We start from the raw sequence: 14,274 nt of genomic DNA, 5'->3' as shown, positions 1-14,274 counted from the left end.
GGGGACCCGGCGCGCGTGGCGGGAGGAGATCACGCGCAATGCAGGAGCGGATGCCGCAAGCGGTCCTCCGTTGCGTGAGATCTCCTCCCGAAGGTGCGGCCGCCCGGCCGCTTGACCCCGCCACCGACCCGGCCGTAGGCTTTCCGTGACACGAACTGTGACCGGTCACAGTCAAACACACGACGAGGTGCCATGAGCGACGACGCCCCCCGATACGCCCCCGACATCCAGGCGGCGATCGACCGCACCCGCGCCGATGTCGCCCGCCTGCACGGCGAACTCGTGCGCAACGGCCTGGTCGTCTGGACCGGTGGCAACGTCTCGGGCCGTGTGCCCGGAGCCGACCTGTTCGTGATCAAGCCCTCGGGCGTGAGCTACGACGATCTCGCGCCCGAGAACATGATCCTCTGCGATCTCGACGGCACCGCGATCCCCGGCGCCCCCGGCAGCGAGCGGAGCCCGTCGAGCGACACCGCGGCGCACGCGTACGTCTACCGCCACATGCCCGAGGTCGGCGGGGTCGTGCACACGCACTCCACGTTCGCGGTCGCCTGGGCGGCGCGCGGTGAGGAGATCCCCTGCGTCATCACGGCGATGGCCGATGAGTTCGGCGGCCCGATCCCGGTCGGCCCGTTCGCGATCATCGGCGACGACTCGATCGGTCGCGGCATCGTCGAGACGCTCAGCGGTCACCGCAGCCGTGCGGTGCTGATGCAGAACCACGGGCCGTTCACGATCGGCGTCGACGCGAAGGATGCCGTGAAGGCCGCGGTCATGGTCGAAGACGTCGCCCGCACCGTGCACTACGCCCGCGAGGCCGGCCCGGTGATCCCCCTCCCGCAGGAGGCGATCGACCGCCTGTTCGACCGGTACCAGAACGTGTACGGGCAGAGTGCGGACGCCCGCCGATGACCGCTTCGAGCGCCGCGAACGCCATCGCGCGCAACCGCACCGCCCTCGGCATCGAGCTCGGATCGACCCGTATCAAGGCCTGCCTGATCGACGCCGACACCGCCGAGGTGCTGGCGACCGGATCGCACACGTGGGAGAACAGGTTCGTCGACGGCCGCTGGACCTATCCGCTCGACGAGGTGTGGTTGGGGCTGCAGGCGGCGCACGCCGCACTGGTCGACGACGCGCAGGAGCGCCACGGCATCCGCCCCTCCTCGTTCGGGGCGATCGGTATATCGGCGATGATGCACGGCTACCTCGCCTTCGACGCCGACGGCACTCTGCTCGTGCCCTTCCGCACCTGGCGCAACACGAGCACGGGCGAGGCCTCGGCCGAGCTCACCGAGGTTCTGGGCGTGAACATCCCCCAGCGATGGTCGGTCGCGCACCTGCACCAGGCAGCGCTCGACGGCGAATCCCACGTCGCCGACGTCGCGTCGATCACCACCCTCGCGGGCTACGTGCACGAGCGCCTGACCGGTCGCACCGTGCTCGGAGTGGGGGACGCCTCGGGCATGTTCCCGATCGATTCCGCCACGATCGACTACGACGAGCGCCTGCTCCAGGCCTACCGCGACCACACCGGTCGCGACCTGCGCCCGCTGCTCCCGGCCGTGCTCCCGGCGGGGGCGGATGCCGGCGCCCTCACCCCCGAGGGGGCCGCGCTCCTCGACCCGACCGGCGTGCTCCAGCCCGGTATTCCGCTCTGCCCGCCGGAGGGCGACGCGGGCACCGGCATGGTGGCGACGAACTCGGTCGCCCCGCTCACCGGCAACGTCAGCGCGGGCACGAGCATCTTCGCGATGGTGGTGCTCGAGAAGCCGCTGCCCACCGTGCACGAAGAGCTCGATCTGGTCACGACGCCCGCCGGCGCGACGGTCGCGATGGTGCACTGCAACAACGGCGCGAGCGAGCTCGGCGCCTGGGCGGCGCTGTTCCACCGGTTCACGGTCGCGAGCGGGCAGTTCGTCGACGAGGATCAGGTCTTCGCCACCCTGTTCGCCGAGGCGCTGCAGGGCGATCCGGATGCCGGTGGCCTGCTCGCCTACAACCATCTCGCCGGCGAGCCGGTGGTCGGACTCGACCAGGGCCGCCCGCTCTTCGTGCGCACCCCGGATGCCTCCTTCACCCTCGCGAACGTGATGCGCGCGCAGATCTACGGCGTCTTCGGCACACTCGCCCTGGGCATGCGGATGCTCGCCGACGACGGCGTGCGGATCGAGCGGATGTTCGCCCACGGCGGCCTGTTCCGCACGGCGGGTGTGGCCCAGCGCTTCCTCGCCGCGGCCCTCGACACCCCGGTCGACGTCGGCGATCTCGCCGCCGAGGGCGGAGCGTGGGGCATCGCGGTGCTCGCCGCGTACCTCGATCAGGCCGACCGACCGCTCGCCGCCTATCTCGACGAGGCCGTCTTCGCCGGGGCATCCGTCACCACCGCCGAACCCGACCCGACCGACGTCGCCGGGTTCGCCGCCTACCTCGACCGCTACCGCGCGGGCCTCGCCATCGAGGCCGCCGCCATCACCGCTCTGCCCACGCAGGAAACCAGCCAGGCCCCCCGCCCGGACCTCAAGAAGGACGCCTCATGACCCGCACCCCGCTGACCACGTCGCTCGACGGCTACGAGGTCTGGTTCCTCACCGGCAGCCAGCACCTCTACGGCCCGAAGACCCTCGCCCAGGTCGCCGCCCAGTCGCAGGAGATCGCCGGCATCCTCGACGCGGCCGACGACGTGCCGGTGCGCATCGTCTGGAAGCCCGTGCTCACCGACTCCGACGCGATCCGCCGCATCGCCCTCGAGGCGAACGCCGACGACCGCGTGATCGGCGTCGTCGCCTGGATGCACACGTTCAGCCCGGCGAAGATGTGGATCACCGGCCTCGACAGCCTGCGCAAGCCGCTCGCGCACCTGCACACGCAGCACAACGTGGCGCTGCCGTGGAGCGAGATCGACTTCGACTTCATGAACCTCAACCAGGCCGCGCACGGCGACCGCGAGTTCGGGTACATCCAGACGCGCCTCGGCATCCCGCGCAAGACGATCGTCGGTCACGCGAGCGACCCGCGCGTACGCGCCGAGCTCGCGACCTGGCAGCGCGCGGCGGCGGGCCTCGCGGCGGCGCGGTCGCTGAAGCTGGCCCGGTTCGGCGACAACATGCGTTTCGTCGCGGTCACCGAGGGCGACAAGACCGAGGCCGAGCTGCGCTTCGGCGTGCAGGTCAACACCTGGGGCGTGAACGACCTGGCGGATGCCGTCGCCGCCGCCTCGGATGCCGAGATCGACGCCCTCGTCGCCGAGTACGAAGAGCTCTACGCCGTGTCTCCCGAACTGCGTCGCGGGGGCGAGCGCCACCAGTCCTTGCGCGACGGGGCGGCGATCGAGATCGGACTGCGCTCGTTCCTCGAGGAGGGGGGATTCGGCGCGTTCACGACATCGTTCGAAGACCTCGGCGCGCTGACGCAGCTGCCGGGTCTCGCGGTGCAGCGCCTGATGGCCGAGGGCTACGGCTTCGGCGCCGAGGGCGACTGGAAGACCGCGCTGCTCGTGCGCGTCGCGAACGTGATGGGTGCGGGTCTGCCCGGTGGCGCGAGCCTGATGGAGGACTACACCTACGACATGTCCCCGGGCGACGAGGTGATCCTCGGGGCGCACATGCTCGAGGTCTCACCGTCGCTGTCGTCGCAGCAGCCGACGCTCGAGGTGCATCCGCTGGGGATCGGCGGCAAGGGCGACCCGGTGCGCCTCGTGTTCACGGCCGACCCGGGCCCGGCGGTCGTGGTGGCGCTGTCCGACATGCGCGACCGGTTCCGCCTCACGGCCAACGTCGTCGAGAACGTCGAGCCGACCGCGGCGCTGCCGAAACTCCCCGTGGGCCGCGCCGTGTGGAAGCCGCAGCCCGACTTCCCGACCAGCGCCGCCGCCTGGCTCACCGCCGGAGCCGCGCACCACACCGTGATGTCGACGGCCGTGGGCATCGAGGCGTTCCGCGACTTCGCCGAGATGGCGGAGGTCGAACTGCTCGTGATCGACGACACGACCCGCCTGTCCGAGTTCCAGCAGCAGGTGCGCTGGAACCAGGCCTACCACCGCCTCGCCCAGGGCCTGTGACCCGCCCGCACAAGTAACGTGGATCCAATGACCACCACCCCGCGTTCCGGCCGCCAGTTCACGATCTTCTCCGACGGCTACGAGGCGACGATCGCGAGCGTCGGCGCCTCTCTGCGCGCGTTGACGTTCCAGGGTCGCGATCTGGTCGTTCCCTTCGACGCGGATGCCGTGCGCCCCGCCTACCGCGGAGCGACCCTCGCCCCGTGGCCGAACCGCGTCGTCGACGGCACATACTCGTTCGGCGGTGTCGACCACCAGCTCGCGCTCACCGAGCCCGCGCGCGGGCACGCCCTGCACGGGCTGCTCGCCTGGGCCGAGTGGGACGCGGTGGCGACGGCATCCGATCGGGTGACGCTCGAGGCGACGATCCCCGCGCAGGACGGGTACCCGTTCCGCGTGACCGTACAGACCGAGTACGCGGTCGGCATCGACGGACTCACCCAGACGGTGACCGCGACGAACGTCGACGACGTGCCCGCGCCGTGGGGCACGGGACCGCACCCGTACCTGTGGGCGGGCGACGGCGGGGTGGATGCCTGGACGCTGAGCCTGCCGGCATCCGAGGTGCTGCTCGTGACCGAGGATCGCCTGAGCCCGGTGCGCGTCGAAGCCGTCGAGCTGGTGCCCGAGTTCGACTTCCGTGAGGAGCGGCTGATCGGTGAGACATTCATCGACCACGCGTTCACGTCTCTCGAGCGGCATCCGTCGGGCGTCGCCGCGGTGACGGTGCTCGCGACCGACGGCCACGGCGTCGCGATCACGTTCGACGAGCGCTGCCCGTGGGTGCAGGTGCACACGGCCGACACCCCGCTGCCCGAGACGAACCGGATCGGCCTCGCCGTCGAGCCGATGACGTGCCCTCCCGATGCCTTCAACTCGGGCGTCGACCTGGTGGTGCTCGAGCCCGGGCAGTCGCACGCCGCGGCCTGGCGCATCTCCGCCATCTGATCTCGTGTCCGATGTCGGCGATTGATTCCGATGCCGATCTCGTCTTGATGATGGCGACCGATCTGGGAGCCTCGGGCTGGCGCCCGGTAGCAGACGAGGGAGCAAAGTCGTGGCAGCGTTCGATCCGGAGTTCAATCGTCGGCCCGAAACCTATGTGCGGCAGCGATCCTGGCCGCGGACGGTGATCTTCCTCGTCCTCGCGATCCTGGCGGCAGCGATTCTCGTGTACGTGCTCGTGAACTTCGCCGACCTGCGCGAGGATGCCGCGCAGCAGACGGGCTCTACCAGACGCACCGTCGGTCGCCGGTTGGGAACGCTGGTGGCACCGCTCTTCCTCGCTTTGGTCGTCATCGCGCTTCTCATCGCAGCGGCCCGCTGGGGGCGGGTGTGGAAGCTCGTCCGGTCCGGCAATCCTCTTCGTAGGCGTCACTACAGTTCGGCCGCGGGAGGGCGTGCTGTCTACGACTCGCTGTTGCGCGCATTCCAGACACATGATCCCGCCTTCTTCACTCCTCTCCCCCCGCAGCCATCCCACACGAACGTGGAGATCGAGTTCTGGACGTCGAAGGAAGACCGGCTCGGCCTGGCGACGCTCGTGCTCTACGAAGGGAAGAACAACAAGGAACGCACGTTCTCCGAACCCGTCGTCTTCGAGGGCGCGGACTACGACGCGCTTGAAGCCGCGCTCAAGCGAGGCTTGACGGAAGCATCTGCTCCGCGCTGAAAAGGCGGCGGACAGGGACGATCGGTCCGTCGATCTTGACCTCACCCGGGATCATTTCGTCCCCGTGAAAACCCAATCTCACACTCTTCGTCGGTCGGCCGGTGTATCGTAGCGGCTCGGCGGCAGCACACCCGAACGTGCTCCGCGATCGCCTGCGACTCGATGAGGATTGTGATGACCGACGCGTTTCCCCCCGACGCGGCGACTGCCCGTTCCGGCGCCGGTAATGATTCCGATGACGCGCCTTCGCTCGATCCCGCTGACTTGAACGCTCTCGTGCTTCGGGCGGCGGAGGGAGATCGTGATGCCGCGGGCGAGTACTTCGCGCAGGTGCTCCCGTCGTTGACTCACACGTCCAAACGGATCGCCGGCATTACGCACGACGCCGACGATCTGCTCGGCGATGCGCTGCTGATGGTGCTGGCGAAGTGGTCGCAGGGCACGGGCCCGACCGAGAACGTGCCGGCGTACATCGCCCAGACCATGCGCAATCGCATCCGTGACGACTTCCGCTCGCCGCGGTCGAAGGTCGCCCCGCTCGACAACGTCGAGGAGCCGGTGTCGAGCGCCGATCCGCGCATCCGCGAACTCGAGATCGAGTCGGAGCTGGCGATCGTGCGCAAGGCGCTCGCCGAGTTGCCGTCTGACCAGCAGCGTGTGCTCGTCGCAACCGTGCTCGAGGGGCGCAAGCCGCGCGACCTCGAAGAGCACATGGCGCGTCCGGCATCCGCGATCTATTCGCTGTCGCGCCGGGCGAAGGGGAATCTGCGTCGCACGACCCTGCGGCTGCTGCTCGAGGAGAACGCCCGGCCTGAGTGCGTGGCGGCGGCGCAGCTGCTGCCCGATGCGGTGGGCGACACCCCCGAGGGCACGAAAGGCGGCCGGGCGACCGACCACTACCGCACCTGCCCGTATTGCCGTCGGTCGTGGAAACGATTCGCCGGGCTCGCGACGCTCGGCGCACTGCCGCTCGCGGGAGCGGTGGCACTGGCCGGCCCGTCGGGCTCGGCCGAGGCCAGCGAGCAACCGGTCGACGGGACGGATGCCTCGGCGCCGGAGATGCCGGCGGATGCTCCCGCCGATGTCCCGGCCGACGTTCCTTCCGATGCTGGTTCCGGGTCGTTCTGGCAGGAGTGGGCGCGCACGACGGCGATGCTCGCGGCCGCCGCGACGGCGCTCGTGCTCATGACGGTGGTCGTCGTGACCTTCGTCACGAAGACGTGGTTCTTCGCCGAGACCCCGCCGGGTTCGTTGACGGTGACGGCCGTGCAGGTAGACGATGCGACCAGCGAGTTCGACATGTCGCTCGCCATCGAGGACGAATCGTGGACGGTCGGGTTCCTCCGGATCGACCTGTCCGTCGACGTCGAGTCGGTGTCGGCTCCCTCCGGATGGGACTGTCTCGTCGAGGGCGGTGACGTGACGTGCACGACCAGTCTCGATTCTCCGGGTGGTGGGCGCTTCGACATCGGGCATGTCCCGGGCGCGCAGATCGAGTACGAGTTCCGTTTCGATGGCCGCACAGAGGGTGGGGCGATGCTCACCGGCGCCTCCACGGGCACGATCGACGACTGATTTCGTGTGCCACCGACAGATTCCGTCGCTGGACCCGTCAACTGAGTGTGGGGAGCCTTCTCCCCATTCGACCCTCCCCAGTGACCAACACCGGTGCCGCTGCCTTCACGACGGATGCCCCGGCCACGGTCTCGGATGATCTCTCGGGTGTGCTCGACGATGCGACCTACAACGGCGACGCCTCGAACGGTGCGACCTACACCGCCCCGATCCTGTCGTGGTCGCTCGCGATCCCCGTCGAGGACAGCGTCACGCTGACCTACTCGGTGACCGTGAACGCCCCCGCGACCGGTGACCTCGACCTCGCCAATACCGTCACCCCGGGTGATGGCGGCGAGTGCCTCGAGGAGGGCTCGTGCGTCACGAACACGCCGATCTCCGCGTACGAGGTCTCCAAGTCGGTCGACACGGAGACCACGGCCGCGGGTCAGAAGGTGACCTACACGATCGCCATCGGCAACACCGGTGCGGTCGCGTACACCGACGAGACGCCGGCATCGTTCACCGACGACCTGTCGGAGGTGCTCGACGACGCGACCTACAACGGCGACGCGACGAACGGCGCGACCTACACCGCTCCGGTGCTGAGCTGGGCGGGTGCGCTCGAGGTCGGCCAGGTCGTCTCGGTCACCTACAGCGTCACGGTCAACGATCCCCTCACGGGCGACCGTGAGCTCGTGAACGCGGTGCTCCCCGGTGACGGCGGAGCGTGCGGCGACGCGTGCTCGGTCACCACGACGGTCACGCCGCCGGCCCCGCCGCTGGCGACCACGGGTCTGAACCCGTGGATCGTGGGCGGGGGCCTCGGAGTCGCGACGCTGGCGATCCTCGCCGGACTCGCACTGCTCCTGGTGCGCCGTCGTCAGAACATCACGGAGTAATCGAGAAGTAAGGCAGAGGTGAACGGGCGGGGCCATCAGGCCTCGCCCGTTCACCGCATCCACGACATGTCACGCATACATCTCTTAACTGTCACCCGTTTTGCGGCCGTGCTCGCAATCGCACTGCCGGTGCTGGGCCTGCTCGGCTTCGATGGGGCTCCGGCGGCCGCCGCCGAGCAGTCGGCGCCGAACATCGCGGTCACGCTCACGAGCGACGCCGAGGCTCTCGCCGCTGGGGAGCGGATCACCTACACCGCCGAGATCGTGAACAGGGGCGAGGCCGTTCAGGCCCGCGTGGTGCTCACCCCGCCCACCTACGTCGCACTCGGCTCGCTCGACGGGGCCGAGGTCGACGGAAACGAGGCGACCTGGTCGCTCACCCTCGGAGCGGCCGAGACCAAGACGATCGAGATCCCCGCGCGGATCGGCGACATCCCCGAGGCCGAGCTGCGGGCGACCGCGTTGCTCAGCCTCTACGTCGGCGATGGGACGAGTCCGCTCGTGCGCACCGCCTCGGCGGATCCGATCGACGGCGTCGACGACGTGCAGACCGAGGTCGGTCCGCTGCCCGGCATCCTGCTCGCGGTGGGAATCGGCTTGGTCGTGGTGCTGATCGCGCTCGCGGTCGTGTTCATCGTGCTGCAGCGCCGTCGTCGCGCCGCAGAGGAAGCGGCCAAGCGCGACGCATGGGTCGGGTACGCGCGGCGCGAGTCGCACCCGACGGATGCCGAGGCCGAGGAGCGCTGAGCCTCGGGGCGGCGCCCTTCGTCTCGTCGCTGCGCTCCTCGCTCAGGGGCCGGGTGAGGGAGACGAAGGGCCCGCCCCCCAGTGCTCAGAGGGCGGCGACCCACACGGCGTCGCCGGCATCCTTCTCGTCGGTGCGCACCAGCGCCGAGACCGATGCCTCCACCTCGACTCCCTGCGCCGCGGCGAGCTCCTGGATCTTCGTGAGCGCCTTCTTCCACGTGTGCGTCGCGATCAGCGAGCCGAGGGTCTCGGTGGCCCGGGCCGCGTAGAAGATGCCTCGGTCGTGCTCGTCGACGGCCCACGCGGCGGTGACCGCGCGCGGTGAACCGTGGGCGATGTGCCACGTGTCGCCGTTGATACGGGTGACGGCCTTGATTCCCGCGAGGGCGGCGTCGACCGTGGCCCTCCCTCGTGGTGCATCGGCGAAGACGAGTCGTGCACCCATCGCGACCGCGTCGCCGTGCAGGCGGGTAGCGGACGACGCGCGCACGCGCTTCTCGAGGCTGACGCCCGCCGTCGTCCCGGCCTCAGCGGCCCGAGCGCGGACCCGTCGGCCGATCACCGCCCACACGATCGGCACGACGATGACGAAGGCGAGCAGGGCGTACAACCCGATGGCTTCCACCGTGGGCTCCTCTGGTTCCGGGAAAGGGTGTCAGGAGAGAAGACGAGTCACCGCGCTGATTCTCACGGTGCTTCAGTGACGCCACCGGAACGAGATCAGCGGATGCCGAAGATGCGCCGCATCGCCGTCTCGGCGCCGTCGCCGTCGCGGCGTGCGATCGCGGTGGCGAGTTCGCGGCTGGCCCTGCGCGCGGAGTCGACCTCGCGCGACGAGTACGAGAGCCGGCGCAGTGCCCGCAACAGCGAGAACTGGCGCTCGGTGAGCTCGGCGTGGAGGATCGGGCTGCCGGCGCGAGCCGACAGGAAGAGCAGGAGGTCGAGCGCGGCCGTCGCCGCCTCGGCGGGCGAGCCGATGGCCTCGAGCAGCCCATCGATGCGGGAGACGGCGGTCTCGGCATCCGTCGTCGACAGCGACGCGACCGCCTGGCGGGCGGCGATGCCCCCGCAGTAGCCCGCCCAGCGCCGGCAGTCCTCGGCGATCTGGCGGGTCAGCGGCGTCACGCGCGTAGCTCGAGACGGGAGCACATCGATCATGCCGATCTGCTGCAGGCGCAAGATCGCTTCGCGCACCGGCGTTCGGGAGATGCCCATCTGCTCGGCCAGTTCGCGGTCGCGCAGCAGCTCGCCGTCTTCGAGCACGCCTGACGCGATGGCCGTTCCGATCTCGAGGAACGCCTCGTCGCCGAGATAGCGACGCTCACGCCGCGGCTCGCCACCCAGGTACGCCTCTGCGCGGGGTACCCCCAGCGTTCCCGGGAGGGGGTCGGTGAGAGCCAAGTCCTTCGGCATCCGCGCCCTCTTCGATGCCTTGCGGGGCCGTACGCGGACTTCGTCCAGGATGACGCTCATCTCTCACCAATCGACTCACTGTGGAGGGTGAAGGGAGCGGCGCACCACACTCCGCCCCCTTCACGCGACACTCCCCTGGAGCCGCCGCGTAGATGAGGGAACCGACTACCCCTCAAAAGATTGACGAGCGAGCGTCAGGAATCTGACGCTCGCTCGTCGAATCGGCGACTGAGTGCAGGAAATCAGCTCTTGATCGGCAGCACCTTGAACTTGCCGGTCGTGCCCGGAGCGGGCGGAATGACGACGGCGAACTCGCTCTTGCCCTGCGTCGGGGCGATGACGACCTCGGCGGGGATGCCCGGTGCGATCACCGCGGCGGGGATGCCGGTGAGCACGCCCGCCTTCGTCGCGCTGGTGGTGAACGCCTTGAGCGCCTTCTTATCGAGGCTCGTGACGTAGGTCTGGAACTGCAGGGCGATCGCGTCGAAGCTCTCGTCGGGGATGCTCGGGTGCGAGATCAGCACGGTGTCGACCGTCTGGTTGCCGTTCTTGACCTGCAGCCCGGTGTAGCGCTGCTTGCCGACCCAGCCGCGCGACTGGAAGTCGGTGAAGAGGTTCGCGCCCGCGTTCTTGCGCGTCGCGAAGTGCACGATCAGCAGGATGATGCCGAGCGGCACGAGGATGAGCGGGGCGAAGGAGTAGACGTACGACCACACCTCGCTGCGTCCGCTCGAGTACTCGAAGAGGTCGGGGCGGAAGAGCAGCTGCGGGATGTACTCCCACGCCCAGTCCACGGCCTGACCGGTCGAGAAGAGGTTGAACGCGAACGCCGCGGCGCCGAGCCCGAGGCTCGTCCAGCCGAGGCTCGAGACGGTGCGTTTGCCGTCGACCGCCTTCGCGAAACCTTCGGGCGTGGACAGTTGGTGTTGGACGGTAGCCAGGGTCATGCGCCCGAGCATAGCGAAACCTGTGCGGCCGCTATGGCAGGGGACATGGGGAGTAATCCCCACCGGGGTGGCCGGCATCCGCATGCAAGAGATGCCGGCCACCTGCGGTGGACGACACCCCCATGCCGCCCACCTGTGGCCTCGATATTCCCGGATCGAGGGCGGAAGCGAAGACCGAGACTCCGCTTCCACATCTATTGACGGATGGAGTGCAGGAATCTGTCGCAGATTCCGGAAATCAACCGACGGCGGATTCGAGCTGCCAGCGGATCTGCTCGAGCGCGGCGGCGTTCTTCTCGGCGTCGTGCGGGCTGAACGGGCGGTCGGGCGCGACGTCGAGCGAGATCTGCACCTCGCACCCGCGGCGCATCGGGGTCGAGGTCACGCCGACCTCCATCTCCCAGTTCCAGATCGTGCGCTTCGTGCGGAATCGCAGATGCTGTCGCGAATCGTCGACCTGCAGATCGGTGTGCTCGCCGCCGATCACGATCTGTTCGACGGCGGCGGCCACGGCATCCGCGTCGGCGTGCACGTGGAAGCGCGCGTGCGCGGCGGAGTCGGGCGCGGTCAGCGAACCCGGTGACCAGAGAGGGATTCCCTCGCTCATGTCGTCGTTCCTTTCCCCGGTTCGAACGATGCGGGCGCGATGCCCCCTTAGGAGACGAGCGAGGGGGCGATTTCTTACGCGGGTGCTCGAAATCGAGCCGGATGGGACGGAGTGCGACCGATCGCGAGGCCGATCTCGTCATGTGGATGAGGGGGCGTGCGTGTGAGGCGACGCCGGCGCGATGCGAGGGGGAACGGTCATGGATCAGTGGAAGTGGAATCTCGGGCAGGCGGGGATCCTGTTCCTCGGCGCGATGGTGTTCTCGCTCGTCATCGCGGCGGTCGGCGCCAGTTGGTGGGTGGCACTCGTCGTGCCCGCGGCGTTCCTGTCATCGGGGATCATGCTCACCCGGGCGCTGCGCGAGCGCCGTCGTGAGCGTCGGGTGACCCACACGGAACGGCGCCCGTGATGACGACGTTGGCGTATCTGCTGCAGGGGCTCGTGTTCCTGGTCGTCGGCGGCATGCTCCTGCTCGCCTGCGACGATCGGCACGTCATCGAGGCGATCCTCACGCTGATCCTGGTGTTCTCGATCTCGGCGCTGGGGTTCTCGCTCGCGCTGCGCGAGCGGGCGCGCGAACGCGCGACGCCGCGCCGACCGAGCAGTCGCCGGTATGGGGCGGTGGCCGCGGCATCCGATTCCGTGCGGGGCGAGGGCTGAGGGGCGGGCGGATGCCGCGCTGGCGCTGGTTCTTGGTGCAGGGCGTGCTGTTCCTCGCCGCTGGGGTGCTGTTCGGGCTCGCGCTCGTGGTCGGATCCGCGGGGGTATGGGTGGGGGTCGCCGCGCTCGTCAGTCTCGTGATCGCCTCGGTCGCCCTGTTCCTGGGGTGGCGGGAGCGGCGGCGGATGCTCGACGAGGAGGCGCGGTCACGGCGACGACGCCGGGCGTGAGGGGCCGGGCGGCCGCGTCAGGTAGCCGGGTCGAACCGGCGGCCCTCTCGCTTGGCGGGCTGCAGCATGAGCACGAGCAGGAAGAGACCGCCGACGGCCGGGAGGAACGACAGGAAGAACCACGCCCCGGCGAGGCCCGCGTCGTGCAGGCGGCGCCAGGTCAGGCCGAGCCACGGCACCACGAGCGCGAGGGCGATGACGCCGCCGATCGCGGCCCCGAGCGGGATGAGCAGTGCGGCCGTCGGGTCGTCGAGGATCGCCGCGCCCGTCGTGCCGACCGGCATCGCGGAGTCGAGGTCGGTGCCGGCCGAGACCGTGAGCTGGCTGGTGATCGAGTGCGTGATGCCGGAGGTGAGGCCCACGGTCAGGAGGGCGTTCGGCACGAGCGTCACGAGGAAAACGAACAGCGCCACCCACCAGAACTCGCTCTTCGAGGCCCGCCCGGTGAACGTCGCGAACTGACGGAAGAACCGGCTCACCGCCTGCGCGAACGTCGCGCGGTACAGCGGCTGGGACAGGGGAGCGGATGCTGCGGACATGGGTCTCCTCGAGGGTGGGCCGAGACCATCCTCTCGCGGAACAGGGAGATCAGGGCGGCGACGGCTCAGGGCTCCCGGTGTCGACGGACCACCGCGTGGATGCCGTAGCCGATCAGCGCCGGGAGGATGCAGAGCAGCGCGATCTGCAGCACGGGTTCGAAGATCGGTCGGCTCCACAGGAAGACGATGCCCCCGGGCATCGCGGCGGAGAAGAAGATCATCGCCCCGAGGTTGCGGGGTCGCGCCGGGCCGCGCGCTTCCCGCTTGTGGCGGCGGAGGTGGCCGAGGGTGAGGCCGTACGCCAGTGAAACGAGTGCCAGTGCGATCGCGACGGCGATGCTGATGGTCGTGGCGAGCTGGTCGGTCATCGCTCTCCCTCCGAGATCGAGCGATCCTCGTGAGGAGCGGTCGAGCGGCTGGCCCGCACATGGCCGATGATCCCCGCGACGCCGGCCCCCACGACCGCGGGCAGCGCGATCAGGAGCAGGTATTGCAGCCAGAGGGGCTCGATCGCCGGGTACTTCCACAACCAGAGAGCGCCGATCATCACCCACATCGGAACCAGCATCGCGATGGTTCGCCTGTTGCGGTCGAGCCTGCCGCGGCGTCGTGACGCGATGAGCGTCCCGGCGATGAACATCCAGAAAGCCAGCACGATCGCGTAGAGCGCAGGAACAACGGTCTCCCACATGGGGATCCCCTTTCGCTCGTCGACCCTCCCCAGGATGGACAGCGAGTCGGCGACGATACGGACTGATTCTGGACGGCGCCTGAGTGGCGGCATCCGCTCATCGAGACGCGTGCGAGCGTCGGCGGCACAGAGAAGAGGGAGGGCGTTGGGGCGCCCTCCCTCGGGATCCGGTCGTGGGGACCTGGATCGGATGCCGGCGGGGAGGCCGGCTGCCGGCGGGGAGGCCGGCGAAGGCAAGAAGCCCTTCACTGG

At 69.5% G+C, this 14,274-nt stretch carries 18 protein-coding genes; 11 read left to right on the top strand and 7 right to left on the bottom strand.

Translation table 11 applies throughout. The features are described from left to right. Positions 1-192 precede the first annotated feature (192 nt). From ACZ5Y9_RS00565 to ACZ5Y9_RS00530, 8 genes are all read left to right on the top strand, one after another. Positions 193-912 (top strand): L-ribulose-5-phosphate 4-epimerase, encoded by a 720-nt coding sequence (locus tag ACZ5Y9_RS00565; RefSeq protein ID WP_464471974.1) that lies wholly within the window; start codon positions 193-195, stop codon positions 910-912. Next, on the top strand, positions 909-2,540 hold the full coding sequence (locus ACZ5Y9_RS00560) for a xylulokinase (protein ID WP_464471973.1): 1,632 nt from the start codon (positions 909-911) through the stop codon (positions 2,538-2,540). Before ACZ5Y9_RS00565 ends, ACZ5Y9_RS00560 begins: the two co-directional genes overlap by 4 nt. Beyond that, entirely contained in the window at positions 2,537-4,060 is a 1,524-nt protein-coding gene (gene araA, locus ACZ5Y9_RS00555) for an L-arabinose isomerase (protein ID WP_464471972.1), read from the top strand. Before ACZ5Y9_RS00560 ends, araA begins: the two co-directional genes overlap by 4 nt. A 27-nt stretch (positions 4,061-4,087) precedes the next feature. Continuing rightward, positions 4,088-5,008 carry an aldose 1-epimerase family protein gene (locus ACZ5Y9_RS00550; protein WP_464471971.1) on the top strand — a complete coding sequence of 307 codons (921 nt, stop codon included), beginning with the start codon at positions 4,088-4,090 and terminating at the stop codon, positions 5,006-5,008. Between the two features lie 109 nt (positions 5,009-5,117). Further along, positions 5,118-5,732 (top strand): hypothetical protein, encoded by a 615-nt coding sequence (locus ACZ5Y9_RS00545; RefSeq protein WP_247624243.1) that lies wholly within the window; start codon positions 5,118-5,120, stop codon positions 5,730-5,732. A 264-nt stretch (positions 5,733-5,996) separates the two neighbouring features. Beyond that, on the top strand, positions 5,997-7,307 hold the full coding sequence (locus ACZ5Y9_RS00540; protein WP_464471970.1) for an RNA polymerase sigma factor: 1,311 nt from the start codon (positions 5,997-5,999) through the stop codon (positions 7,305-7,307). Positions 7,308-7,387: 80 nt separating this feature from the next. Beyond that, the gene (locus ACZ5Y9_RS00535) at positions 7,388-8,188 is read left to right on the top strand and encodes a DUF7927 domain-containing protein (RefSeq protein ID WP_464471969.1); all 801 of its coding nucleotides are present in this window, start codon (positions 7,388-7,390) and stop codon (positions 8,186-8,188) included. 108 nt (positions 8,189-8,296) lie between these two features. Then, positions 8,297-8,935: a hypothetical protein gene (locus ACZ5Y9_RS00530; protein WP_464471968.1), complete on the top strand. Its 639-nt coding sequence runs from the start codon at positions 8,297-8,299 to the stop codon at positions 8,933-8,935. An 85-nt stretch (positions 8,936-9,020) separates the two neighbouring features. Here ACZ5Y9_RS00530 and ACZ5Y9_RS00525 read toward each other — a convergent pair whose 3' ends face one another. From ACZ5Y9_RS00525 to ACZ5Y9_RS00510, 4 genes are all read right to left on the bottom strand, one after another. Beyond that, the gene (locus tag ACZ5Y9_RS00525) at positions 9,021-9,560 is read right to left on the bottom strand and encodes a hypothetical protein (protein ID WP_464471967.1); all 540 of its coding nucleotides are present in this window, start codon (positions 9,558-9,560) and stop codon (positions 9,021-9,023) included. A 95-nt stretch (positions 9,561-9,655) separates the two neighbouring features. After that, positions 9,656-10,348: a GntR family transcriptional regulator gene (locus ACZ5Y9_RS00520; RefSeq protein WP_404597143.1), complete on the bottom strand. Its 693-nt coding sequence runs from the start codon at positions 10,346-10,348 to the stop codon at positions 9,656-9,658. A gap of 242 nt (positions 10,349-10,590) precedes the next feature. Continuing rightward, positions 10,591-11,295 (bottom strand): hypothetical protein, encoded by a 705-nt coding sequence (locus ACZ5Y9_RS00515; protein WP_464471966.1) that lies wholly within the window; start codon positions 11,293-11,295, stop codon positions 10,591-10,593. Positions 11,296-11,533: 238 nt separating this feature from the next. Further along, positions 11,534-11,902 (bottom strand): hypothetical protein, encoded by a 369-nt coding sequence (locus ACZ5Y9_RS00510; protein WP_247624250.1) that lies wholly within the window; start codon positions 11,900-11,902, stop codon positions 11,534-11,536. Between the two features lie 199 nt (positions 11,903-12,101). Here ACZ5Y9_RS00510 and ACZ5Y9_RS00505 point away from each other — a divergent pair, with 199 nt between their 5' ends. Genes ACZ5Y9_RS00505 through ACZ5Y9_RS00495 form a run of 3 tightly spaced genes read left to right on the top strand, consistent with a single transcriptional unit; the run spans position 12,102 to position 12,792 of the window. Further along, a complete protein-coding gene (locus ACZ5Y9_RS00505; protein WP_404597146.1) occupies positions 12,102-12,311 on the top strand; it encodes a hypothetical protein in 210 nt (69 codons plus the stop codon). Further along, positions 12,311-12,562 carry a hypothetical protein gene (locus ACZ5Y9_RS00500; protein ID WP_464471965.1) on the top strand — a complete coding sequence of 84 codons (252 nt, stop codon included), beginning with the start codon at positions 12,311-12,313 and terminating at the stop codon, positions 12,560-12,562. Before ACZ5Y9_RS00505 ends, ACZ5Y9_RS00500 begins: the two co-directional genes overlap by 1 nt. An 11-nt stretch (positions 12,563-12,573) precedes the next feature. Further along, positions 12,574-12,792, top strand: a complete 219-nt coding sequence (locus tag ACZ5Y9_RS00495) for a hypothetical protein (RefSeq protein WP_247624253.1) — start codon at positions 12,574-12,576, stop codon at positions 12,790-12,792. A gap of 17 nt (positions 12,793-12,809) precedes the next feature. Here ACZ5Y9_RS00495 and ACZ5Y9_RS00490 read toward each other — a convergent pair whose 3' ends face one another. From ACZ5Y9_RS00490 to ACZ5Y9_RS00480, 3 genes are all read right to left on the bottom strand, one after another. Further along, positions 12,810-13,331 carry a DUF805 domain-containing protein gene (locus ACZ5Y9_RS00490; RefSeq protein WP_247624254.1) on the bottom strand — a complete coding sequence of 174 codons (522 nt, stop codon included), beginning with the start codon at positions 13,329-13,331 and terminating at the stop codon, positions 12,810-12,812. Positions 13,332-13,396: 65 nt separating this feature from the next. Beyond that, entirely contained in the window at positions 13,397-13,699 is a 303-nt protein-coding gene (locus ACZ5Y9_RS00485) for a hypothetical protein (protein WP_464471964.1), read from the bottom strand. Next, positions 13,696-14,022, bottom strand: coding sequence for a hypothetical protein (locus tag ACZ5Y9_RS00480; RefSeq protein ID WP_464471963.1), 327 nt, complete (start codon positions 14,020-14,022; stop codon positions 13,696-13,698). Before ACZ5Y9_RS00480 ends, ACZ5Y9_RS00485 begins: the two co-directional genes overlap by 4 nt. Positions 14,023-14,274: the final 252 nt, after the last annotated feature.

Source organism: Microbacterium sp. T3-8, from assembly GCF_055398145.1.
The sequence above is the reverse complement of the archived record's forward strand: the minus strand, read 5'-3'. Positions and strand labels throughout refer to the sequence as shown.

Coding starts and splice junctions, on each gene's coding strand:
- ACZ5Y9_RS00480 (WP_464471963.1), bottom strand. CDS start 14,022: ATGTGGGAGACCGTTGTTCCTGCGCTCTACGCGATCGTGCTGGCTTTC.
- ACZ5Y9_RS00560 (WP_464471973.1), top strand. CDS start 909: ATGACCGCTTCGAGCGCCGCGAACGCCATCGCGCGCAACCGCACCGCC.
- araA (WP_464471972.1), top strand. CDS start 2,537: ATGACCCGCACCCCGCTGACCACGTCGCTCGACGGCTACGAGGTCTGG.
- ACZ5Y9_RS00515 (WP_464471966.1), bottom strand. CDS start 11,295: ATGACCCTGGCTACCGTCCAACACCAACTGTCCACGCCCGAAGGTTTC.
- ACZ5Y9_RS00490 (WP_247624254.1), bottom strand. CDS start 13,331: ATGTCCGCAGCATCCGCTCCCCTGTCCCAGCCGCTGTACCGCGCGACG.
- ACZ5Y9_RS00565 (WP_464471974.1), top strand. CDS start 193: ATGAGCGACGACGCCCCCCGATACGCCCCCGACATCCAGGCGGCGATC.
- ACZ5Y9_RS00550 (WP_464471971.1), top strand. CDS start 4,088: ATGACCACCACCCCGCGTTCCGGCCGCCAGTTCACGATCTTCTCCGAC.
- ACZ5Y9_RS00505 (WP_404597146.1), top strand. CDS start 12,102: ATGGATCAGTGGAAGTGGAATCTCGGGCAGGCGGGGATCCTGTTCCTC.
- ACZ5Y9_RS00500 (WP_464471965.1), top strand. CDS start 12,311: ATGACGACGTTGGCGTATCTGCTGCAGGGGCTCGTGTTCCTGGTCGTC.
- ACZ5Y9_RS00485 (WP_464471964.1), bottom strand. CDS start 13,699: ATGACCGACCAGCTCGCCACGACCATCAGCATCGCCGTCGCGATCGCA.
- ACZ5Y9_RS00510 (WP_247624250.1), bottom strand. CDS start 11,902: ATGAGCGAGGGAATCCCTCTCTGGTCACCGGGTTCGCTGACCGCGCCC.
- ACZ5Y9_RS00495 (WP_247624253.1), top strand. CDS start 12,574: ATGCCGCGCTGGCGCTGGTTCTTGGTGCAGGGCGTGCTGTTCCTCGCC.
- ACZ5Y9_RS00520 (WP_404597143.1), bottom strand. CDS start 10,348: ATGCCGAAGGACTTGGCTCTCACCGACCCCCTCCCGGGAACGCTGGGG.